This window comes from Chlamydiota bacterium (assembly GCA_012729785.1).
Classification (GTDB): domain Bacteria; phylum Auribacterota; class Tritonobacteria; order UBA1439; family UBA1439; genus UBA1439.
This window is the reverse complement of record JAAYCL010000025.1, coordinates 51,656-74,768: the sequence shown is the minus strand read 5'-3', so window position 1 is coordinate 74,768 and position 23,113 is coordinate 51,656. Positions and strand designations below refer to the sequence as shown.

Sequence of the window (23,113 nt, the reverse complement as noted above, 5' to 3'; positions counted from 1 at the left end):
CCAATCCGGCGCGTTTTGACTTTCCGGCGGGGTCTCCCGCCCAGGCGCTCCCTCGGTCCGCTACGGTGCCCATGTGACAGCCGCAGACAAGATACGCAACCTGGCGATCATCGCCCACATCGACCACGGCAAGACCACGCTGATAGACTCGGTCTTCCGGGCTGCCCGCGTCTTCCGCAGCAACGCCCGGGTCGAGGAGCGGGTGATGGACAACAACGAACTCGAGCGTGAGCGCGGCATCACGATCCGCGCCAAGCACTGCACGGTCGAGTGGAACGGGTACCTGATCAACATCGTGGACACCCCCGGCCACGCCGATTTCTCGGGCGAGGTGGAGCGCGTCCTCTCCATGGTGGACGGCGTGCTCTTGCTCGTGGACGCGATCGAGGGCCCGATGCCCCAGACCCGCTACGTGTTGATGCACGCCCTCCGCCTCGGCCTGCGCGTCGTGGTGATCATCAACAAGGCGGACCGCCCGCAGGCGGACACGCTCCGCGCCCTGAACAAGACGTTCGACCTGTTCGTCGAGCTCGGGGCGAGCGACGCCCAGGCGGACTTCCCGGTCCTCTACGGCTCCGGCCTGGAGGGGTGGTTCGTCCGCGACCCGGGCCTCGAGGGCCCGCGCGGGATGGAGCCCCTCTTCGAGGCGATCATCGCGCACGTGCCGTCGCCGCCGGTCGAGCGCGACGCCCCGTTCCGGATGCAGGTGAGCACGCTGGCCTGGAGCGACTATTTCGGGCGCATCGGCTGCGGGCGCGTCCTCCAGGGCGTCCACCGTCTCGGCGATCCGCTCCTCAAGACGATGACCCGTTGGACGCGTCACGACGGCTCCGGCGCGCGCGGGGAGTCGTGGGAGGTCGCCGGCGTCGAGTCCGCGGTCTCCGCGCACCTGTGGGTGACGCGCGGGCTGGAACGGTGCGAGGTCGAACAGGTCTTCGCCGGCGACATCGTCTGGCTCGCGGGCCCCGAGGAGATCTCGATCGGTGACACCTTCTCCGCCCCGGGGCTCCTGTCGCCCGCCCTCCCCCCGCTGGAGATCGCCGAACCGACCGTCTCGATGTTCGTCCTCGTCAACAGCGGCCCCCTCTCGGGGCGCGAGGGATGCGCGGTGACGATGCGCCAGATACGCGCGCGGCTCGACCGCGAGCGGCGCGTCAACGTCTCGCTCAGGGTCGAGGAGACCGGGCGCGCCGACCGGATCAAGATCTCCGGGCGCGGCGAGCTCCACCTCGCCGTTTTGATCGAGGAGATGCGGCGGGAGGGGATGGAGCTCTGCGTCACCCGCCCCGAGGTCATCACCGCGACCGACGCGGAGGGGAATCTCCAGGAGCCGATGGAGCACCTCGTCATCGAGGTGCCCGCGGAGTTCCATGGGGCCGTGCTCGAGAAGGTCGCGCGCCGCCGCGGCGAGATGACGGCGATGCAGGACAACGGCCGCGGCGTCATCCGGCTCGATTTCCGTATCCCCACCCGCGGCCTGATCGGCTACCGGGGAGAGTTTTTAACCGACACGCGCGGCCTCGGGATCCTCTCGTCCCGCTTCACCGGGTACGGGCCGTGGGCGGGGGAGATCTCCTCCCGCACCCGCGGCTCGATGATCTCGATGGACACCGGGCCGGCGACCTCCTACGCGCTGAAAAACCTCCAGGCGCGCGGGACCCTCTTCGTCGCCCCGATGGACCCGGTGTACGCGGGGATGATCGTCGGCGAGTACTCGCGTCCCGAGGATATGCCCTGCAACCCGACGAAGAAGAAGCACCTCTCCAACTGCCGCTCGGCCACGAAGGAGCTGTTCGAGGGGCTGAAGGTCCCCCGGAAACTCACGCTCGAGAGCGCCATCGAGTGGATCGCCGCCGACGAGCTGGTCGAGGTCACGCCGAAGTCAGTCCGCGTCCGCAAGGGCATTCTCGACGCCGAGCAGAGGAAGAAATCGTTCCGGAGGCTGGTCGCGACCGGAGGCTGATCCGCCCCCCGGCGCCTCCGCCCGGCCGTGCCGCGGCGCGGGCGAACGCCTCCGGGCCCGACGTCCCCCACGCCGGGCGCAGCCCCTTACGGCCGGACGCGGCGTATGGTAGCATGTCGGCGATTCCAGAGGCGCCGTTTCGCGCACGGAGGCCACGTCCCGTGGTGACGCCCGAGCTCATCGAGGAGATACGGAGAGGGTACGCGCTTCGCTGGCACGGCCCGCACGGGGTGTGCCACTGGGCGCGGGTGCGCGAGACCGCCCTCCGGCTCGCCCTCATCACCGGGGCGGACGCGGAGGTCGTCGAGCTCTTCTCCGTCTTCCACGACGCCCGGCGCGAGAACGAGGGGACGGACCCCGAGCACGGCCCCCGCGGCGCGCTGTTCGCGGCGGCGCTGCGCGGGAGGATGTACGAGCTCTCCGACGCGCAGTTCTCCCTGCTGCACGTCGCCTGCGCCGATCACACCCGGATGCTCACGCACGGCGACGTCACGGTGCAGACCTGCTGGGACGCCGACCGGCTCGACCTCGGGCGGGTGAACATCACGCCGCGCCCCGAGTACCTCTCCACCGCCGCCGCGAGGGACCCGGAGTTCATCGCCTGGGCCCATAGCCGCAGCCTCCGTTTCACGGTCCCGGAAATCGTCCACCGCGGGTGGGTTCGCGGTTGACGCCGCGCCGAAAGACCAGGTGAAGGAGGGCAGCCTGATGCGCCGTGCCGCCGCGCTGATTCTCGCGCTTCTCCTCCTGTGTGCCGCGGCGGCCTCCGCGCGCGGCGCCGAATCCTCCGCATGGGGCTTCGCCGTCCTCTCCGACCCGCACCGGCACGGGGCCGTCTGGAGGGCCGCGCTCCGCGAGGTCCGCGACCGCGCCGCCGGTTCCTTGCCGCCGTACCCGCCCGTCGAGCTGATCGCCGTTGCGGGCGATATGGATCCGGCGGCCGCCCGGTACCGCGACTTCCTCGGCGTCTTCCCGAATCCCGCGCTGCGTCCGCTCTTCCTCCCGGTGATCGGGAACCACGACGACGAGGAGGAGCGCGCGCATCTGGGCTGCGTCCGGGAGACGATCATCCCGGCGCTCCCCGGGGCGGTCAGGAGGCACCCGCGCGCCTGCGATTTCCATATCGACCACCGGAACGCGCGCCTGATCGTGATCGATGCGTACACCGAGCTCGGGCGCAAGGGCGTGATCAATGCCGCGGGCAGGGAATGGGCGGAGGCGGCGATCGCCTCGGCGCCGGCGTCGATCGACCACGTGTTCCTCTTGTTTCACGAGCCCGCCTTCCCGCGTTCCCGGCACCTCAAGAGTTCCTTCAACGCGTACCGGCGGTCGCGCGACGACTTCTGGCGGATGCTGGTCTCGCACGGCGACAGGGTGCGGGCCGTCTTCAGCGGGCACACGCACGCCTATTCGCGGATGCGGGTCCTCGACCCCGCGGGGGCGGCGGCGAACGACCCCTCCCGCTTCCTCGAGGAGGAGGGCGGCGTCTGGCAGGTCTCCTGCGGCGCGGTCGGCCCGGGGACGGTCCGCACAATCGTGGAGGTACGGGTGGAGGGGACGACCGTGGCGGCGCGGGCGCTGCAGGCCGGGTGGCTGCGGTACGGGCGCTACGCGGTCAAGGACCGCTGGACGCTGCACGAATAGGGAAGGCCCGGCCCGGCGTCAAATGTTCCCCGGCGCTCTGAGGTGCGCGACGGCTTGCGTCTCCGCGGATCCGCGCCGGCACAGAGGGGGATCACCGTGGAGAACGCGCCGGAACGGAAAGAGCCTGAATCCCCGGCTGCACGCAGATGGACACGGGGGTAGCGCGGCGGCACCGGGGGGGCGCGCGCCTGGAATAGGCTCGTGTCCTGACGTTTCCCGTCGTATTGGCTGGCGGGTTCGCGATATACTGTCGGCGTCGCATGGAAAAGAAACCGACACGTCCCCTCGCCGTCTGTCTCCTGAGCGGAGGAATGGACAGCTGCGTGGCGGTCGCGATGGCGGCCCGGCGGTACGATCTCGCCTGCCTCCACCTGGACTACGGCCAGCTGACCGAACCGCGCGAGCACAAGGCGTTCCACGATATCGCCGACTTCTACCGCGTTCCCGCCGCCCGGCGCCTCGTCCTCCGCGCCGACCATTTCGCGCGGATCGGCGGATCCAGTCTGACCGACCGCTCGATGCCCATACCCGAGGCGGACCTCTCGCGCCGGGGGGTCCCCTCGACCTACGTGCCGTTCAGGAACGCCACCATCCTGGCGATGGCCGTCTCCTGGGCCGAGGTGATCGGGGCGAAGCGGATCTTCATCGGCGCGCTCGAGGAGGACGGCTCGGGCTACCCGGACTGCCGCGGCGTGTTCATCGAGGCGTTCAACAGGGCCGCCGCGCTGGGGACCAGGCGCGGGGCGGGGATCAGGGTCGTGGCGCCCCTCCTGCGCGCGACCAAGGCGGACGTGGTGCGACGGGGGGTGCGTCTCGGCGCGCCGTTCTACCTCACCTGGTCCTGCTACGCGAGCAACGGCCCCGAGGCGTGCGGGGTATGCGACAGCTGCGCCCTCCGGCTGCGGGGTTTTCGTGAGGCCGGCGTACCCGACCCCATCCCCTCAAGATCCCATTGACGGCGGTCGGCCGCGGAACGGGGTATGGCCGGCGTGTCCGCCCCGGGGACCGATACGCCGTGCAGCCGCGCGACGCAACGCCTTTCGCGCCCCGGGAGGCCCGCCCCTTCCGCCGTCCCCCTTTTAACCCCCTCCGCCGCGGGCGAGGGGAACGGATGCGCCCGACCGTCTCTGAGGCGGGGGGAACCCTGCTATACTATCCGTCGGAAACCCATGCGAAAGGACGGTGCACCATGGCGGTCAGCCCACTCGCGGGCAAAAAGGTCTCCAGGGAACTCTTGATCGACGTCGCCGCGCTCGAAAAGGGGTACTACGAGAACAGGCCCGACCCGGGCGACCCGGGCACGCTCGTGAGCTTCGGGACGAGCGGCCACCGCGGGCACACGCATGATCGCACCTTCACCGAGGCGCACATCCTCGCCGTGACGCAGGCGGTCTGCGACTACCGCCGCCGCCACCGCATCGCCGGCCCTCTCTTCCTCGGGAGGGACACGCATGCCCTCTCCGCGCCGGCCCAGCGCACGGCGCTCGAGGTGCTCGCCGCCAACGGCGTCGAGACGTACATCCAGGTCGGCGACGGATTCACCCCCACCCCCGTGATCTCGTGGGCCATCCTCACGCACAACCGCCTCAATCCCCGCTCCGTCTCCGACGGGATTGTGCTCACCCCTTCGCACAACCCCCCGGCGGACGGAGGGATCAAATACAACCCGCCGACCGCGGGCCCCGCCGACACGGAGACGACCGCGTGGATACAGAACCGCGCCAACGAGCTCCTCAAGGAACACAACCGGGGGGTGCGACGCATGTCGCACCAGGCGGCGCTGAAGGCGTCCACGACCCGCGCACACGACTACGCGGGGCCGTACATCGACGACCTGGCGTCGGTGCTCGACCTCGACGCGGTGCGCGCCTCGGGGATCGGGATCGGCGTGGACCCGCTCGGCGGGGCGTCGGTGCGCTACTGGAACCCGATCGCTGAGCGCTACGGGCTCGACCTCACGGTGGTGAACCCCGCCGTCGACCCGACGTTCGCCTTCATGACTGCCGACCACGACGGGAAGATCCGGATGGACTGCTCGAGCCCCTACGCGATGGCGGGACTCGTGGGGCTGAAGGACCGGTATCGGGTCGCCTTCGGCACCGACCCCGACACCGACCGGCACGGCATCGTCACCCCCGCCGCGGGGTTGATGAACCCAAACCAGTATCTCGCCGTCGCCATCGGCTACCTGCTCGCCCATCGGCCGCGATGGTCCCCGCGCGCGGCGGTGGGGAAGACGCTCGTTTCGAGCAGCATGATCGACCGCGTCGTGGCGTCGCGGGGCCGCACCCTCTGCGAGGTGCCCGTCGGCTTCAAGTACCTCGCGCCGGGCCTCTTCGACGGCTCGTTCTGCTTCGGCGGGGAGGAGAGCGCAGGGGCGAGCTTCCTGCGCTTCGACGGCACGGTCTGGACCACCGACAAGGACGGGATGCTGCTGGGGCTCCTCGCGGCGGAGATCGCCGCCGTCACCGGGAAGGATCCGGGGGAGCAGTACGCCGGGCTCGAGCGGGAGTTCGGGCCGCACTACTACGCCCGGATCGACGCGCCGGCGACAAGCGAGGAGAAGAAGCGGCTGAAATCGCTCTCCCCGGAGAACGTCCGGGCGAAGGAGATGGCGGGCGACCCGATCGTCGCGAAGCTGACGCGCGCCCCGGGAAACGGCGAGCCGGTGGGGGGACTGAAGGTGGTCAGCGCGGGCGGCTGGTTCGCCGCGAGGCCCTCCGGCACCGAGGATATCTACAAGATCTACGCGGAGAGTTTCAAAAGCCCAAAACACCTCGAAGCGATCATCGCCGAGGCCCGCGAAATCGTCTCCAGAGCCATCCATTCGTAGACGTTGTATACAACAGCCACGGCGTGAATCAGTTGTGCCTTTAGTCGTCCCTCTAGGCGATGGGGGTGTCCTCCCGGAACCATCCCGAGAGGTCCCGGCGCATCTGTTGCCACGACGAGGAGCGGAACCGTTGCCCCGCTTTCCTGATGAACAACTTCTCCCGGCCCTCCCACGATCGCGCAACTGTTCAAATGCCGATGCAGATGGGGATCTTCTTCAAATGGATCAAGCAGAACCTCCGCATCAAGGTGTTCTACGGAACGTCCCTGACCGCGGTGAAGACCAGGATATGGAGCGCCATCTCCGTCTATGTGCCGATCGCCATCGGCAAGAAGTGGCTCAACCTCGACAAGGATCTCTACACGATCCTGCAGGTTCTGGGCCAGACCCTTTTCGAGATCCCCCCTCTGCTGCAGGTAGTCACGGAATCCGAACAGAAGCTGCCAGAGGCCAATGTCGATGACCGGTTGACGCTGTTCACGTTATACCCGGACAGCAGTGATGGGACATCAGTGCTCAATAGGGACGATTAAAGGCATAACTATCTGTCGGGGTGATGGTTAGATACAACGTCTACGGTCGAGTGTTTTTTCGGCATCTCGGCGTGGACGCCCAGGGAGAGCCCCTGGGCGAGCACCTGTCGCGTGACCTCGTCCCAGAGTTTTGCCACCGACTCGACGTTCTGTTGCGGGTTCATCCGCTGCCAGCCCCTCAGTTCGTTGTCGACGATCCCCGGCAGCGTGATGACGGGCCGGGCGAATCCGCGTCGGTCCCCTTCGCGGTACGGTCTGCAGGGGAAGTAGCTGAAGATCCGCCCGTACGGTTTCTCCCATGTCGCCCCGGTGTAGAGCCGGTAGGAGCAGCCGGGCTGCCCGTTCACCGCGAGGTCGTGCGCGATCGGGTGCAGGGTCACGTCGAAATACTCCGGAGGGACCTTCCCCTTGAGCGTCTCGGCGTAGTCGACGGTGGCGTACGGCGTCCAGCCGTCCACGACGAAGACGGTGTCGAGGACGAATTTCGAGCCGCCCCGGTTCGAGCCGAAGAGGATCACCGAGCCGTTCCGCATGGACTGGAGTTCGGTCGGCCTGCCCCGCTTGTCGTTCTGCTTGCAGTTGCCGAAGAGGAACGGCCCGCCGAAGACGAACGGGTCGGTGTTCTGGTACGGCGGCGAGGCCTTCTGGAACTCCCCCAGGACGGGGCGGAACAGAAAACGGGGCTCGTCCTGCGCGGGTTTCTCGAATTTCCTCACGAGCAGAGACGGCGGTTCCCACTCGGCCCAGAAGACCGCCTCGCCCGCGGACGGTTTCGCGCCGGGGGAGGCGAGGAACACCGCGCGCTGGAGCAGAAACTTCCTGCGGTGGTAGCCGCGGTTCCAGGTGCGCTGCGTCGGCGTGTCCGGCTCGTGCTCGTCGCCCGGGTGGTGGAACTGCACGAAGCAGAGCGCGTCCTCAGAAGGCGCCGCGTCGAGCGCCGCGGCCTGGACGGCGAAGACGGCGGCGAGGGCGATCGTGCGTACGCGCGCGACGGGCATCATCATGGCGGCTCCTTCCGTTGTGCGTTCGACTGCAAATCCCTTCCCGAGCGTCTATGGAGGGTGGCGCGGGCTTGTCCGAGGACAGGCGCGCCCCGTCCGCCGCGATCCCTCCCCGCCGCGAGGCAAAACTGCCGCGGACCGCGCGGGCGTGCACCGAAAGGCACCGCCCATGCCGCGGCGATCTCCACGCGCACCCTCAGAGATGGTAGCATCTGTTCCCGCGACGATCGAGCCCCGCGGCACGCGCAAGGCCGGCGGTGTGGCGGCGGCGCGCCGCGTGGTGTACAATCGTGTATGAGACGAATGTCGACGGAGGGGCGCAATGAGCCTGACTGCGTATCTGGTGTGCATCCTTTCGCCGCTGGCGCGGTGGATTGCGGCGCTGGAGGGGGGCGACCTGGAGTGGGCGGTGCGCGCGGGGGGGCTCTACAACGACGCGGGAACCTGTATCGCCGCCAACGCCGACGGGGGTCTCTGGACGGCGGGACGCTTCGAGAAGGACGCTGTCTTCGGCGCGGACGACGAGAACAGGACGACGCTCGCCTCCGCGGGGGAATGGGACCTCTTCGTCGCCCGCTATAATTCAGGCGGCACGCCGGCGTGGGTGAAAAGCGCGGGAGGGAACTATACGGAAGGGGCGGGCGGGATCGCGGCGTGCGACGATGAGTCGGTCGTCGTGACCGGCGCGTTCGGGTGGGGGAGGGACAGCACGGCCGTGTTCGGTTGGGGCACGGACAGCGAGGTCACGCTCACGTCGGCCGGTTCCATCGACCTTTTCGTCGCCCGCTACGACGGGAACGGCGCGCTGAAGTGGGCCAAGAGCGCCGGGGGCGACTACGCGGACGCGGGCACGGCGGTCGCCGCGCTGGCGGACGGCTCGGTCGTGGTGACGGGGATCTTCTGGGACAAGGCCGTTTTCGGGCGCGGCGAGTCCACGCAGGTCGAGCTCACGTCGGCGGGCTTTTCCGACATCTTCGTCGCCTGTTACACCGCGGGCGGCGGGCTGAAGTGGGCGAAACGAGCGGGCGGACCGGGCTGGGACGAGGGCCTGGGCGTCGCCGCCCTGGCAAACGGCTCGGTCGCCGTGACGGGACGGTTCGGAGGGGAGGCCGTGTTCGGGACGGGCGAGGGAAAGGCGACCACGCTTGTCCCGGCGGGCAACAGCGATATCTTTGTCGCCTGCTACGAAAAGACCGGCATGCTGAAATGGGCGAAACCGGCCGGCGGCCAGGGCGACGACGCCGGGCTCGCCGTCGCCGCGTGCGCCGGGGGCGGGGCACTGGTCACGGGGCTCTTCGAGGGACGCGCGACGTTCAGCGCCCCGGAGACGGGCGTGACCACGCTCGAGTCGGCGGGCGGCAGCGACATCTTCATCGCCCGCTACGAGGCGACCGGCGGGCTGGAGTGGGCGCGGCGCGCGGGTGGTGTGGGCGCCGACGAGGGGGCCGGCATCGCCGCCGTCGGCCGGACCAGCCGCGTGGCGGGGGCGGCCGGCGGCCCGGCGATTGTCACGGGTCGGTTTTCCGGCCGCGCCGACTTCGGTCTCGGGGAACCCGGGGCGGTGGAGCTCGTCTCGGCGGGCGGCAGCGACGTCTTCGTCGCACGCTACGACGCAAACGGCGACCTGGAGTGGGCGCGGCGCGCGGGGGGAAAGGGCGCGGACGAGGGCCTCGGCATCGCCGCAGCCGGGGAAACCGGCATCCTCGTGACCGGCCGGTTCGCCGGACTCTCCATCTTCGGCCCCGGCGAGGAGGAGGAGAGTCCGCTCGAGTCGGCGGGCGCCGACGACCTCTTCATCGCCCGGTATGCCGCTTCGCAGGCCGGCCCCACGCCGATCCCCACGGCGCAGGTCAGCGTGAACGGCGAGTCGTTCTCCCCGGGCCAGCCGCTCAGGGCCGTCTTCAAGTCGAACAAGGCGATAGAGCGGCCGTTCACGGCGTTCGCCGTCGTCATACTGCCGGACGGAACGATGCTCGACGCGAAAACGCTGACGATCGATCTCCAGCCGGTGGCCTCGAACATCCCGCGCCTCGACGCGGGGTTCGAGACGACCATCCTCGAGGGATTGATCCCCCCCGGCGTCCCCCTCGGCGCGTACGAGATCGTCGGCCTCTTCTTCGATCCCGCAAAGCGGATCGAGGGGCGTACGGATGCGTTCCTCGACGCGGGCGCGCGGTTCAAGCTGTTCCCGCACTGACGCCGGTGACGGCCTCGTCGTATGTTCCGGACCCGCCCGGCGCAGCCGCCGGGGCGGGGGTCGGTTTCCGACGGGAGCGGGAGTCCGGATGCCTGCGCCGCGCGGGACACGGCGCGGCGCCGGGGAGGGGGACGATGCCGAAGAATGAAGAGGCGATGCGGCGGATGGACGAGGCCGCGTCCGCGGCGCACGAGGAGCTGGCGCGGAATCTCGAGGCGTGGTCCGCGCGGGATCTGGCCGCCTGGTGGGCGAACTGGTATCTCAAGGCGGGGCACAAACGACTCGGGCGGATCCTCGTGGCGATCCAGAAGAGGTCCGCGTAGATCGATCGCGGGAGACGGTGGATCGCTCCGGCGCATGCCGGGCGGCGGCCCCGGGAATCGCCTCCGAACCCTTCCTCGCGCCGGAATACCCCTGACGGTCGGCGGCGCAGCGCCTGACCGCAATCCCCGAACCGTGGGCATCGCGCGGAGGATATGCTATACTCGCCACGCAGGCGGCAACTGAACCGGCGGGGCGATGGCATTCCTGAAACAGTACGCGTTCACGATACTCAGCGTCCTTTGCGCGGTGATCATCCTGGGGGTGGAGGAGATCGGCGGCTTCTGTCTGTTCGCCCCCTCGGACCGGCTGTACCTGGATATCGTCATCTCGGCGCTGATCGTCGGCGAGGGGGTCCTGCTCGACGACGCCATGCGCCGGCTCGCCAGGGAGCGGATGCTGAAGGAGGTGCTTCGGTCGGTGAACGAGACGCTCGCGAAGGAGCGCGGGGAGCTCGAGGAGTCGCTGGAGCGGATCCGCCTGCTGAGCGGCCTGCTTCCGATCTGCTCGTCGTGCAAGAGGATACGGGACGACGAGGGGAGCTGGCGGCAGATCGAGGAGTACATCGGCGCGCACTCCGAGGCGACGTTCACGCACGGCATCTGCCCGGAGTGCGCGCGCAGGCTGTACCCGCGTTCTTTTGAGGACGATATCGCGTAGAGGCCGATGGGGCCGGCCCCCCGCGCGCATACCCCGGGGGGATGCGGTCAGGCCAGCACAACCGGCGGCGCCGGAGGAAGGAGGCCTCGATACGTCCTGAAGTCTCGTCCTCTCCGCACGGGCGTGGCATCCACAAGGAGGCTCGCGATGGACCTGTTGACGCTGGTGATCACGCTGGTCGTCGTAGGGGTGGTGCTCTGGCTGGTGAACACCTACGTGCCGATGGAGGCCAGGATCAAAAAGATCGTGAACATCGTGGTGCTCGTCGTGGTGGTGCTCTGGCTCTTGCGCGTCTTCGGCGTGCTGGATTCGGGGCAGAACATCCGCATCGGGAACTAGGGGCCGCATCCCCCGATCCCCGCAGGGCGCGCCCCGTCGCCGGCCGCCACCGCCGCAACGAATGTACGGCGGAGAGTGCCCGGCTCGTGTGATCGCCGCGCCGCCTCCCTGCCGTGACCGTCCCGGCGCATGCCGCCCGGGCGAAGATGCGGCGTCGTCGCCGGCCTGAACGAGGGGGGCGGTTCTTCGGTTCGCGGCCCCGTCGCCGTCCCCGCGCCGCTTCCGTTCCGGCGTCCATCGGTCGTCTGCGCCGCGCCCCTCCCGGGCCCGGGTTCGCCGCAGCCGGCGGCGTCCGGGATCCGTTTCGTGCGCCCGTATCTTCGCTTCGGTCTGGCGCGGCACAAGGCCCGTGATCCGCCGCCCCGTGCCGGGTGCGACGCGCGGCCGTTTGCCCGTGGCGTCGGAGGAGGGCGGGAGAGGCATCGGGATCGGATCGCCGCGGGCGCACAGTGCGGAGCGCATATGAGGAAACGGGTCATCCTGCTCGGTTTCTACCCGAGCGACAAGGACGCCGGCGAGGCGCTGCGGCAACTTCGCCGCGCTCGGTTCAGGCGCTCGTGGGCCATCCACAAGCCGGTCGACGGGCGCATCCGCGTCGACGGCGGTCCCCTGCGGTACGACCCGGTGCGAACGGTCGTCGGCGGCCTGCTGTGCGCGACAGTCGCCGTGGCGGTGGCGATGCGTCCGCCGTGGATGTTCGGCGCGGAGGCGGACTGGCTCGTGCGGGGGGCGTCGGCGCTGGCCGGGGGGCTGCTCGGCTGGTTCGTCCTCCGAACGATCGGGGTCGTCCGCGGCGGACGGTTTGCGGCGGAACACGCCCGCTGGCTCACGGCAGGCGAGAGCGTCGTCGTCGTCCAAAAGTCCCCGGAGGAGGTTTGCCGGGCGATCCTCCTGCTCAGGAACTCCGGGGAGGGCCATCCCTCCGTCTTCACCATCCGCGAACGTCCCGACATCCCGGCCGCCGAGGAGCCGGTCCGCACCGAACCGCTCTCCTCCACGCGGCTTCAACGATACGCCCGGCGCCTCGCGTCATCGCACCGGGTCGGCGCGGATGTCAGGCGCAAGGAACCCCTCCTGCGGCAGCTCGACCGCTGCGAGGAGACGATCGAGCGCGTGCGCCGCAGACTCGCCGAGGCCTCGCGGATGGAGCAGGAGATCTCCGCCACGGCGGAGTGGATCCTCGACAACGCCTACATCATCCAGGGGCAGATCGACGATGTCCGGCGGCACCTGCCGAAAAGGTTCTACCGCGAGCTGCCGGTCCTGGCCTCCGAGCCCGGCAGCGGCGAACCGAGGCTCTACCATCTCGCCGTTGGGCTGGTCCGGCATGCCGACCACCGCCTCGACCGCGCCGGCATCGAGGAGTTTCTGTCCGCGTACCAGTCGATCGTTTCGCTGACGATGGGCGAGCTCTGGGCGGCGCCGCTGATGCTGCGCATCGCCCTGCTGGACGCCCTGCGGCGGATGGCCGGGCAGATCGACCGGCGGCTGCACGAGGAGGAGCGCGCCGACTTCTGGGCCAACCGTTTGCTCACCGCGGCGCGGCGCGATCCCGGCCGGATGTTCGCCATCCTTGCCGAGCTGGCGCGCGAGATGCCGGAACCGAGCGCCCATTTCGCCTTCCAGCTCACCGGCCCGCTCTACGATGCGGAGGAGGCACTGGTCCCCGTCCGAAGCTGGCTGGAGCGGACGCGGGGCACAAGCCTCGCGGAGATCGTCGCCCAGGAGGACTCCCGGCAGGCGGTCGAGCAGATCTCCATCGGCAACGCGATCACGAGCCTGCGGCAGCTCTCGAGGATGGACTGGCGCGAGATCTTCGAGCGTCAGAGCCGGGTGGAGGCGCTGCTGCGCAACGACCCGGCGGACGTCTACCGCCGGATGGAGTTCGCCACCAGGGACCGGTACCGGCACGCGGTCGAGGAACTGTCCCGCGCATCGAACATACCGGAGGAGGATGCCGCCCGGGCCGCCGTGGAGGCGGCCGGGGAATGGCGGGAACGCGGAGGGGACGATCCGCGGTTCGGGCACATCGGCTACCATCTGATCGACGAGGGCCGCCCCGCGCTCGCCAGCCGGCTGCGGGGCCGCGAGAGGATCCGACACCGGGCGCTGCAGTGGGCCTTCCGACGCCACACGGCGGTCTACCTGTCGGCCATAGGGGCGGCGACCGCCCTGATCGCCGGCGCGGTCCTCGCCTGCGGCATCCGGTCCGCCGGCTGGGCGGGATCGGCCGCGGCGCTCCTCGCCCTTCTCCCGGCAAGCGAGCTCGCCGTCCAGACGATCAACTATCTCCTGACCCGTCTGGTGCCGCCCCGGACGTTGCCGAGGATGTCGTTCGAGAAGGAGGGGATCCCCGACGAGTTCCGCACGCTGGTCGTCATACCGATGCTGTTCCTGAACCGCCGGACCATCCGCGACGAGCTCTACAAGCTGGAGGTCCGCTACTGCGCCAATCCGGAATCGAATCTGCTCTTCGCCCTCTTCGGCGATCTGCCCGACGCGGAGGCGCAGCGGATGGAGACGGACGCCGCCCTGCTGCGCCAGGCGGAGGAGGGGATCGCCGCCCTCGACAGGCGCTACGGCCCGGGACGGTTCTATCTCCTCTACCGCGAGCGCGAGTGGGTCGAAACCGAGAGGCGGTTCATAGGCTGGGAGCGCAAGCGGGGAAAGCTGGAGGAGCTGAACCGGCTCCTGAGCGGCGCCCCGGCCCGCGGCGGCCGGAGAATCGTCTACGCGGGCGATCCGGAGAAGCTCGCCGACATCCGCTACGTGATCACGCTCGACAGCGACACGCAGCTCCCGCGCGGCGCGGCCCGGCGGATGATCGAGACGATGGCCCACCCGCTGAACCAACCTCGCCTGGCTCCGGACGGCCGGCTGGTCATGGGCGGCTGTGCCATCATCCAGCCCCGCGTGAGCATCTCGCTGCCCAGCGCGATGGCGACCCCGTTCAGCCGCCTGTACACCGATCCGGTCGGCACTGACCCGTACACGAGGGCGGTCTCGGACGTCTACCAGGATCTGGCGGGCGAGGCCTCCTACCTCGGCAAGGGGATCTACGACCCGAAAATCTTCCACCGCGTCCTCTCGAAACGGTTTCCCGAGCAACTGCTGCTCAGCCACGACCTGATCGAAGGCGCGCACGTGGGGGTGGGGCTCGCGAGCGACATCGAACTCTACGAGGAGTTCCCGCCGGACTACCTCTCCTACATGCGCCGGCAGTGCCGCTGGATCTGCGGCGACTGGCAGATCGCCGACTGGTGTCTGCCCCGCGTGCCGGCGGCGGACGGGAAACGCGTTCCCAATCCGCTCTCGGCGCTGAACCGGTGGAAGATATTCGACAACCTCAGGCGCTCGCTGGTCCCGCCCGCCTCCGCCGCCTTTCTCGTCGGCGCCTGGTTTCTCTCCCCGGCGCTGGGCGCCGCCTCCGGCGTCATCGTTGCCCTGCGGGCGTTCTTCCCCCCCCTCTCTCAGTTTTTCACCTGGGCGACGACGAGGCCGGCGTCGCGCCGGCTCGCCTGGGGCGAGCTGCGGCACGGTTTCCTCCGGTCGATCGCGGAGACCGCCCTCATCCCGCACCAGGCCGTCCTGGCCGCGGACGCGATCGCGCGGGTCTGGTACCGCCGCCTGGTCAGCAGGCGCAGGCTGCTCGAGTGGACGCCGGCGCAGATCGCCAAATGGAAGAGCAGGGGCCGCGCCCCCGCGTTCGTGGCGCGCGTGAGCTTCATCAGCCTGTTCGCGCTCGGCATCGCGGCCGCCGTGTACCGGCTCTGTCCGGCCGCGTTGCCGTGCGCGGCGCCGTTCCTGGCCCTGTGGCTGGCCAGTCCGCTGATCGTCTGGCGGCTCTGCGCCAGGCCCCGGTGGAAGCCGATGCGCACACTGCTTTCACGGGACGATCTTTCGATGCTCCGGGGCGTCGCCCGGCAGTCGTGGCGCTTCTTCGACGACTTCGTCGGCCCCGAATCGAACTGGCTTCCCCCGGACAACTACCAGATCTCCCACCAGAACGTTCTCGCCCCGCGCACGAGCCCGACGAACGTGGGCCTGTGGCTGCTGAGCGCCCTCGCCGCCCGCGATTTCGGCTATCTCACCGGGGAGGAGGTCCTCCGGCGCCTGGAGGGGACGTTCGAGACGCTCGAAACGCTCGACCGGTACGAGGGGCACCTGTTCAACTGGTACGACCTGAAGACGCGGATACCGTTCAAGCCGCGCTACGTATCGATGGTGGATAGCGGAAATCTGCTCGGCTGCCTCTGGACCCTGGAGAACGGCATCGGCGATCTGACGGACGGCCCGCTGATCGGCCCGCAGGCCGTCCGCGGGCTGCACGACACGCTCCGGATTCTGCGCGGTGTGCTTGCCCGTCCGCCCCGCGACGAGGCGCTCCTGGAGGCGATGGAGACGCTCGAGCGGCTGTTCGCCGATCCGCCGGAGCGGCTCGACCGGCTCATCCGCCGGATCCGCGAGGCCGCGGCGCCGGCGGGGGTTGTCGCCTCGATCCTGCGGCGGGAGGTGGAGAGGGACGGCGGGCCGTCTCACTGGGCGGAGGCGCTCGAGCGGCAGGTCGCGGAATGGGGCGCGTGCATCGACCGCTACCTGGCGTGGGCGGAGGAGCCGCCCGCAGGGTTCGAACCGCTTCTGAACCGGCTCGAGCCGGAGAGCCGGGACGCGTTTTGGAGGTCGATGCGCGAGGCACCCTCGGCGCGAACAATCGCCTCCGGCGCCGTTCACGCGTGCCAGATCGTCCTCGCTGCGCAGGGAGAGACCGGCAGGGGCCCCGCATCGCCGGGGGAGGGGATCGACCGGTTCGCCGGAGCCGTGTCGCGGGCCCGCGGTCCGGCGGAGGAACTCTGCAGGCGGGCGGACGAACTCCGCCGGCGCATCAGGAAGCTGGGCGGCGCGATGCGGATGCGGTTCCTCTACGACACCGACCGGCGGCTGTTCAGCATCGGCTACAACGCCGACGCCCAGAAGCGCGACTCCTCGTACTACGATCTGTTCGCCAGCGAGGCGCGGCTGGGAAGTTTCGTCTCGATCGCGCGCGGCGACGTCCCGCCGGTCCACTGGCTGGCGATGGCCAGGCCGTTCGGCTCGATCGGGAACCGCCGGGTGCTGTTGAGCTGGGGCGGCACGATGTTCGAGTACCTCATGCCGCTGTTGGTGCAGCGCCTGTATCCCCATTCCCTGCTGGAGATGGCCTGCCGCGAGGCGGTCGGCGCACAGATGGAGTACGGGCGCCGGCGGGGCGTGCCGTGGGGGATCTCGGAGTCGGCCTACAGCGACCTGGACGCGAACAAGACGTACCAGTACCAGGCCTTCGGCGTGCCGGGGACAGGGCTGAAGCGGGGGCTCGAGGACGACCTGGTCGTGGCCCCGTACGCCACGCTGCTGGCGCTGCTGGTGGAGCCGGCGGCGGCGGTGCGCAACCTGAAACGGCTCGCGAGGCTCGGGCTCCGCGGCGCCTACGGATTCTTCGAGGCAATCGACTTCGGCCGGCAGCGCCTCCGGGAGGGGGGGGACGGGGTGATCGTGCGCGCCTATATGGCGCACCACCAGGCGATGGGGTTCCTCGCGGTCGACAACCTCGTCAACGACTTCGCGATGCAGCGGCGCTTCCACGCGGACCCGAGGGTCAGGGCGACCGAGTCGCTCCTGTACGAGCGCATCCCGGTCGCGCCCCCGCTCTACCAGGTGCCGATGCGCGAGCGGGCGGCCTCCCGCGCGATGCCCGCCGGGATCGCGCCGTCGGTCGGCAGGTTCGAGACGCCGCACACCGCCACCCCCAAGACACAGATCTTCGGCAACGGCCGCTACTCCCTGATGGTGACCGGCGCCGGCGGGGGCTACAGCCGCTGGCGTGAGTTCGATCTCACCCGCTGGCGGGCCGATCCCACCTGCGACGAATGGGGCTCCTTCTGCTACCTCCGCGATGCGCGGAGCGGGCGAATCTGGTGCAACACCTACCATCCGGTCCGCGTCGAACCGGAGTCGTACGCGGCGATCTTCGCCGTGGATCGCGCCGAGTTCCGCCGTTCAGACAACGATATCGACACCGAAACCGAGATCGCGGTGTCGCCCGAGGACGACGCGGAGATCCGCCGCATCACCCTGATCAATCGCTCCGCGCAGAGGAAGACGATCGAGCTGACCAGCTACATCGAGCTCGCCCTCGCCCCGCATGGCGCGGACCGCCAGCACCCCGCCTTCAGCTCGATCTTCGTCTGCACCGAGTCGATCGAGAAGCACGATGCGCTGCTCGCGTTCCGGCGCCCGCGGGGCCCGCAGGATCCACCGGTCTACGCGGCGCACCGCATCACGGTCGAGGGGAAGACGGCCGGCGCGCCGCAGTTCGAAACGGACCGGGAGCGTTTCGTCGGGCGTTGCCGCACCGTCCGCCTCCCGGCGGCCCTGGCCGGCGCGCTGTCGGGGACCGCCGGGCATGTCCTCGACCCGATATTCAGCCTGCGCCGCACGGTGGTGCTGGAGCCCGGGCGGCGGGTCCGTGTTTCCCTCGTCCTCTGCGCCGCGGAGACGCGCAAGGATGCCCTGGCCATGGTCGAGAAGTACGGCGATCCCAAAGCGATCGCCCGCCAGTTCGATCTCGCATGGACGTACGCCCAGGTCGAGCTCCGCCGCCTGCGCATCGAGCCGGACGAGGCCCGCCGCTTTCAGCAGCTGGCCGGCGCCATCCTGTACCCCGGCCCCGCGCTCCGCCCGGCCGGGGACCGCCTTCGGCAGAACCGGCTGGGCCAGGCGCGCCTGTGGCCGCACGGGATCTCGGGCGACCTCCCGATCGCCGCGGTCAGCATCGGGGAGCCGGAGGATATCAGCCTCGTGCGCCAGATGCTCCAGGCGCACGCCTACTGGCGCCTCCAGGGTCTGAAGGCGGACCTGGTCATACTCAACGAGGAGTCCGGCGGCTACGAGCGGCCGCTGCAGGAGCAGCTGAAGCGGCTCGTGGACGCGCATTCGATGCACACCGGCGTCGACGAGCCGGGCGGGATCTTCCTCCGCAGCGCCGAGCAGCTCGCCCCCGAGGACCTGACGCTGATCCTCTCCGTCGCGCGCGTGGCCCTGGTGGCCGCCCGCGGCCCCCTCGCCCGGCAGCTCGGCGCCCCGGTGAAGGCGGGGGAGCTCCCCGATCCGCTGCCCACGCATTCCATCCCCGAGGAGCCGTCCGCCCCGCTGCCGTTCCTGGAGCTCCCGTACTTCAACGGCCTGGGCGGGTTCACCCGCGACGGGCGGGAGTACGCGATCTACCTCGGCCCCGGCGCCTGCACGCCGGCGCCGTGGGTAAACGTGATCGCCAACCCCCGCTTCGGCGTTCTGGTCAGCGAGTCGGGCTCGGCCTTCTCCTGGTACGGCAACAGCCAGCAGAACCGGCTGACCGGCTGGTCCAACGACCCGGTCTCCGACACGCCGTCCGACGCGATCTACATCCGCGACGAGGAGACGGGGAGGTACTGGACTCCCACCCCCCTTCCGATCCGGGAGGGGGACGCCTACCGCGCGCGGCACGGGACGGGCTACACCGTTTTCGAACACAACAGCCACGCCATCCAGCAGGAGCTTCTCGTCTTCGTGCCGATGGACGACGCCGGCGGAGAGCCGATCCGCGTGCAGCGGCTCCGGCTGCGCAACGACTCGTCGCGCCCGCGCCGGCTGTCGATCACCCTGTACGTCGAATGGACCCTCGGCGAGCACAGGGAGGACAGCCAGGTGCACGTCGTCAGCCGGTGGGACGGCGAGACGCGGACGATGCTGGCCTGCAACCGGTACCATCCTGTCTACGGGGAACGGATCGCCTTCGCCACGACCGGCCCCGAGCCGCAGAGCCACACCGCCGACCGCACAGGTTTCCTCGGGCGCAACGGGACGATGGCCGCGCCCGCCGCGATGAAGCGAGTCCGCCTGGCGGGCCGGGTCTGGCCGGGGCTGGACCCGTGCGCGGTCGTGCAGACGACGGTGCATCTGCAGCCGGGGGACGGCGCGGAGGTGATCTGCCTCCTCGGGCAGGCGGAGTCGATCGAGGAGGTCGACCGGCTGGTCATGAAGTACCGCGATCCGGCCGAGGTGGAGGAAGCCCTCCGGCGCACGATCGGCTGGTGGGACCGGCTGGTGGGGGCGGTCCAGGTGCGCACCCCGGAAGGGGCGGCGGACATCCTGTTGAACCGCTGGCTGCCGTACCAGGTGCTGAGCTCGAGGATCTGGGGGCGGACGGGATTCTACCAGTCGAGCGGGGCGTTCGGCTTCCGCGACCAGCTCCAGGACGCACTGGCGCTGCTTCACGCGGACCCCTCGCTCGCCAGGCGGCACCTGCTCGTCGCGGCGGGGCGCCAGTTCGTCGAGGGGGATGTGCAGCACTGGTGGCAGCCGGCGTCCGGCGCCGGCATGCGGACACGCTGCTCCGACGACCTGCTCTGGCTCCCGTACGCGACCGCCCGTTACGTGCGCGTCACGGGGGACGCGGGAATCCTGAACGAGCGCGTCCCGTTCATCGAGGACCGGCCGCTTGCCCCGAACGAGCAGGAGATCTTCACGACCCCGCGCGAGTCGTTGGACAGCGCCACGCTCTACGAGCATTGCCGCCGCGCGATTGACCGCGCGACGACGGCGGGGCCCCACCGGCTGCCCCTGATCGGCGGCGGCGACTGGAACGACGGGATGAACCTGGTGGGGGCCGGCGGGAGCGGGGAGAGCGTCTGGCTGGCATGGTTTCTCGCGACGGTGCTGGACCGGTTCGCCGAAACGGCCGCGCTGCACGGCAGGCCGGAGGACGCCTCCGCGTACCGCGGGAGGGTCAGGGCGCTCGCGGAGGCGGTCGAGCGGCACGGCTGGGACGGCGCCTGGTACCTGAGGGCCTTCTACGACGACGGCGCGCCGCTCGGGTCGGCGGCGGACGAGGAGGCCCGCATCGACTCCTTGTCCCAGTCGTGGGCGGTGCTGAGCGGCGCGGCCGACCCGGCGCGGGCGGCGCGGGCGCTCGAGTCGGCGCTGGCGCGCCTGGTGCTCGAGAAGGAGAAGATGGTGCTGCTGCTCGCCCCGCCGTTCGACAGGACGGAGAGGAACCCGGGCTACATCAAAGGGTATCCGCCCGGCGTCCGTGAGAACGGGGGTCAGTACACGCACGCCGCCTTGTGGTTGGCGATGGCGCTCTGCCGCCGGGGGGAGGGGGGGCGCGCGGTGTCGCTGCTCAGGATGCTCAACCCGATCGAGCGGGCGCGCGATCCGGAGACGGCCGCGCGGTACAGGGTCGAGCCGTACGTGGTCGCCGCCGACGTCTCCCGCCTGCAGGGACGGGTGGGGCAGGGCGGCTGGACATGGTACACCGGCTCCGCCGCGTGGATGTATCGAATCTGGATCGAGGAGGTGCTCGGGCTGAAGGTCGCCGGCGCGTCGCTTGCCGTCGATCCGGTCATCCCCTCCGAATGGAGCGGGTTCACCGTCCAGTACCGCCGCGGCGAGGCGCTCTACGAGATCGTTGTCGAGAACCCGGACGGAACGGGGCGCGGCGTGGCGTGGGCGGAGCTGGACGGGCGGCGCCTCGACAAGCCCATCATCCCGCTGGAGGAAACTTCGGCGAAGCACAGGGTCGTGGTGCGGATGGGCGCCAGCGGAGGCGCGCAGCCCCGATGATCTGCGTCGAACACGTCCATCTGGAGCTCGGCGGGCGGCCCATCCTGCGGGGGATCGACCTCACCGTCAGGGAGGGGGAGTGCCTCGCGGTCGTGGGCCCCAACGGCTGCGGCAAGTCCACGCTGCTGAAGGTGATCGCGGGCCTCGAGCGGCCTGACGCGGGCGAGATCCGAATGCCGAAGGGGACGACGGTCGGCTACCTTCCCCAGGAGACGGAGATCGACCCCGTCTGGACGCTCCGGGAGGAGCTGCTCTCGGCGTTCACCGAGGTGCAGGCGGCGTTGAAGGAGATGGCGGCGCTCGCGGAGGAGATGGGGAAAACGGCCCCCGACTCCCCCGCGCACGATCGGGTGATGCGCCGCTACGCCGAGTGCGCCCACCTGGTCGAACACGCGGACGGCTACGCCCTCGAGTCGAAGGCGGCGCGCGTCGCCGCGGGGCTCGGCTTCCTCCCCGGGGACCTCGAACGCCCCTGCCGCGACTTCTCCGGCGGGTGGCGGATGCGCATCCTTCTCGCCAAGCTCCTCCTGCGCAGGCCCGACGTCATCCTCCTCGACGAGCCCACGAACCACCTCGATCTCGAGTCCACCCTCTGGCTCGAGGGGTGGATCGAGCGGTGCGGGAGGACGGTGGTTGTGGTCTCGCACGAGCCCGCCACGATGGACCGGCTCGCCGACCGGATCGTCTGCCTCGAAAACGGCAGGGCGGAGGTCTACGTGGGGAACTACGCGCAGTACCTCGTCCGCAGCAGGGAGCGGCGCGAGGCGCGGTGGGAGGCGTACACACGCCAGCGCCGCGAGATCGAGACGATGGAGGCGTTCATCTCGAGGTTCCGAACGAACGCCGCCCGCGCGGCGCTCGTCCAGAGCCGCGTCAAGCGGCTCGCCAAGATCACGCGCCTTGAGCCGCCGTTCCACCCGACCGCGATCCGTTTCGATTTTCCCCCCGCGCCGGACAGTCACCGCGAGATGCTCGTCCTGAGGAACGTCGGCCACGCCTACGGAACGCATCAGGTCTTCAAGGGGATCGACCTCGAGATCAGGCGCGGGGAGAAGATCGGCCTCGTCGGCGTGAACGGGGCCGGGAAGACCACCCTGCTGCGCATCCTCGCGGGCAGGGAGACGCCGCGCGAGGGGGAGTGCGTCGTCGGGAGGCGGGTCCAAAGGGTCTACTTCGCCCAGTACGACACCGACACGATCTCCTCCGAGACGACGCTCCTCGACGCGATCGGCGAGGCCGCGCCGACGGGCCAGGCGCAGCGCGCCCGCGATCTCCTCGGCGCCTTCCTGTTCGGCGGCGACGACGTCTCCAAGCCGCTGCGCGTCCTCTCCGGCGGAGAGAGGACGCGGTTCCGCATCGCCAGGATCCTCTTCAGCCCCGCCAACCTCCTCCTGCTCGACGAGCCGACGAACCACCTCGACATCACCTCGCGCGCGACCGTCGAGAGGGCGCTGGCCGCCTACACCGGGACAGTCGTGATCGTGTCGCACGACCGCGCGTTCATGGACCGCGTGACGAACAGGATCGTCGAGCTGGACCGCGGGACGTTGCGGACGTACCCCGGGAGCTACAGCGAGTACCTGGAACACGCCCGGCGTTTGATTGCGGAGAACGGCGCGGAAGAACCGGCCGCGGTCGAGAGGGGCGCGGCGGAGGGCGCGGCGGCGAAAGGGGATCCCCCGCGAGGCGCGCGCCGCATCCGTGCGCTGAAGAAAAGGATCCTCGCCGTGGAAAAGAAGATCGAGCGGCAGGAGACGCTCCTCGCGGAGGCGGATCTGCGGATGGCCGATCCCGCGATCGCCGCGTCGTACGAGGAGCTCGCCCCGATCGCGGAGGAGCGCAGCGCTCTCGCGAGCGAGCACCAGCGCCTTCTCCAGGAGTGGGAATCGCTCGGCCAGGAACTCGAGGCGTCGGGGGACCCGGCGTGAAGGCCCCCCGCGCCCCGCGCGATTCCCGCCCCCCCGGATAGTGACCGGCGTGCGGAGG

Annotated in this window: 13 protein-coding genes; 12 read left to right on the top strand and 1 reads right to left on the bottom strand. The window is 70.2% G+C overall.

Annotated elements, in window-relative coordinates; translation table 11 throughout:
- The first annotated feature begins 73 nt into the window (after nt 1–73).
- From typA to GXY35_05975, 6 genes are all read left to right on the top strand, one after another.
- Nucleotides 74–1,963, top strand: coding sequence for a translational GTPase TypA (gene typA, locus GXY35_06000; protein ID NLW94128.1), 1,890 nt, complete (start codon nt 74–76; stop codon nt 1,961–1,963).
- 113 nt (nt 1,964–2,076) lie between these two features.
- A complete protein-coding gene (locus tag GXY35_05995) occupies nt 2,077–2,634 on the top strand; it encodes a hypothetical protein (protein NLW94127.1) in 558 nt (185 codons plus the stop codon).
- Nucleotides 2,635–2,671: 37 nt separating this feature from the next.
- Nucleotides 2,672–3,607: a hypothetical protein gene (locus GXY35_05990; GenBank protein ID NLW94126.1), complete on the top strand. Its 936-nt coding sequence runs from the start codon at nt 2,672–2,674 to the stop codon at nt 3,605–3,607.
- Nucleotides 3,608–3,867: 260 nt separating this feature from the next.
- The gene (gene queC / locus GXY35_05985; GenBank protein ID NLW94125.1) at nt 3,868–4,563 is read left to right on the top strand and encodes a 7-cyano-7-deazaguanine synthase QueC; all 696 of its coding nucleotides are present in this window, start codon (nt 3,868–3,870) and stop codon (nt 4,561–4,563) included.
- A 233-nt stretch (nt 4,564–4,796) separates the two neighbouring features.
- The gene (locus GXY35_05980) at nt 4,797–6,440 is read left to right on the top strand and encodes an alpha-D-glucose phosphate-specific phosphoglucomutase (protein NLW94124.1); all 1,644 of its coding nucleotides are present in this window, start codon (nt 4,797–4,799) and stop codon (nt 6,438–6,440) included.
- Between the two features lie 146 nt (nt 6,441–6,586).
- On the top strand, nt 6,587–6,973 hold the full coding sequence (locus tag GXY35_05975; GenBank protein NLW94123.1) for a hypothetical protein: 387 nt from the start codon (nt 6,587–6,589) through the stop codon (nt 6,971–6,973).
- Nucleotides 6,974–6,981: 8 nt separating this feature from the next.
- Here GXY35_05975 and GXY35_05970 read toward each other — a convergent pair whose 3' ends face one another.
- A complete protein-coding gene (locus GXY35_05970; GenBank protein ID NLW94122.1) occupies nt 6,982–7,977 on the bottom strand; it encodes a hypothetical protein in 996 nt (331 codons plus the stop codon).
- A gap of 319 nt (nt 7,978–8,296) precedes the next feature.
- On the opposite strand from GXY35_05970, the gene GXY35_05965 reads away from it, so the two are divergent.
- From GXY35_05965 to GXY35_05940, 6 genes are all read left to right on the top strand, one after another.
- Nucleotides 8,297–10,171: a hypothetical protein gene (locus tag GXY35_05965; GenBank protein NLW94121.1), complete on the top strand. Its 1,875-nt coding sequence runs from the start codon at nt 8,297–8,299 to the stop codon at nt 10,169–10,171.
- A 134-nt stretch (nt 10,172–10,305) separates the two neighbouring features.
- Entirely contained in the window at nt 10,306–10,494 is a 189-nt protein-coding gene (locus GXY35_05960) for a hypothetical protein (GenBank protein NLW94120.1), read from the top strand.
- A gap of 196 nt (nt 10,495–10,690) precedes the next feature.
- The gene (locus GXY35_05955) at nt 10,691–11,152 is read left to right on the top strand and encodes a hypothetical protein (protein NLW94119.1); all 462 of its coding nucleotides are present in this window, start codon (nt 10,691–10,693) and stop codon (nt 11,150–11,152) included.
- A gap of 147 nt (nt 11,153–11,299) precedes the next feature.
- Complete coding sequence (locus tag GXY35_05950; GenBank protein ID NLW94118.1) at nt 11,300–11,491, top strand: hypothetical protein; 192 nt, start codon at nt 11,300–11,302, stop codon at nt 11,489–11,491.
- Between the two features lie 462 nt (nt 11,492–11,953).
- Nucleotides 11,954–21,127 carry a glycosyl transferase gene (locus tag GXY35_05945; GenBank protein ID NLW94117.1) on the top strand — a complete coding sequence of 3,058 codons (9,174 nt, stop codon included), beginning with the start codon at nt 11,954–11,956 and terminating at the stop codon, nt 21,125–21,127.
- Nucleotides 21,124–23,055 carry an ABC-F family ATP-binding cassette domain-containing protein gene (locus tag GXY35_05940; GenBank protein ID NLW94116.1) on the top strand — a complete coding sequence of 644 codons (1,932 nt, stop codon included), beginning with the start codon at nt 21,124–21,126 and terminating at the stop codon, nt 23,053–23,055. The genes GXY35_05945 and GXY35_05940 overlap by 4 nt, the downstream gene beginning before the upstream one ends.
- The last annotated feature ends 58 nt before the right edge of the window (nt 23,056–23,113 follow it).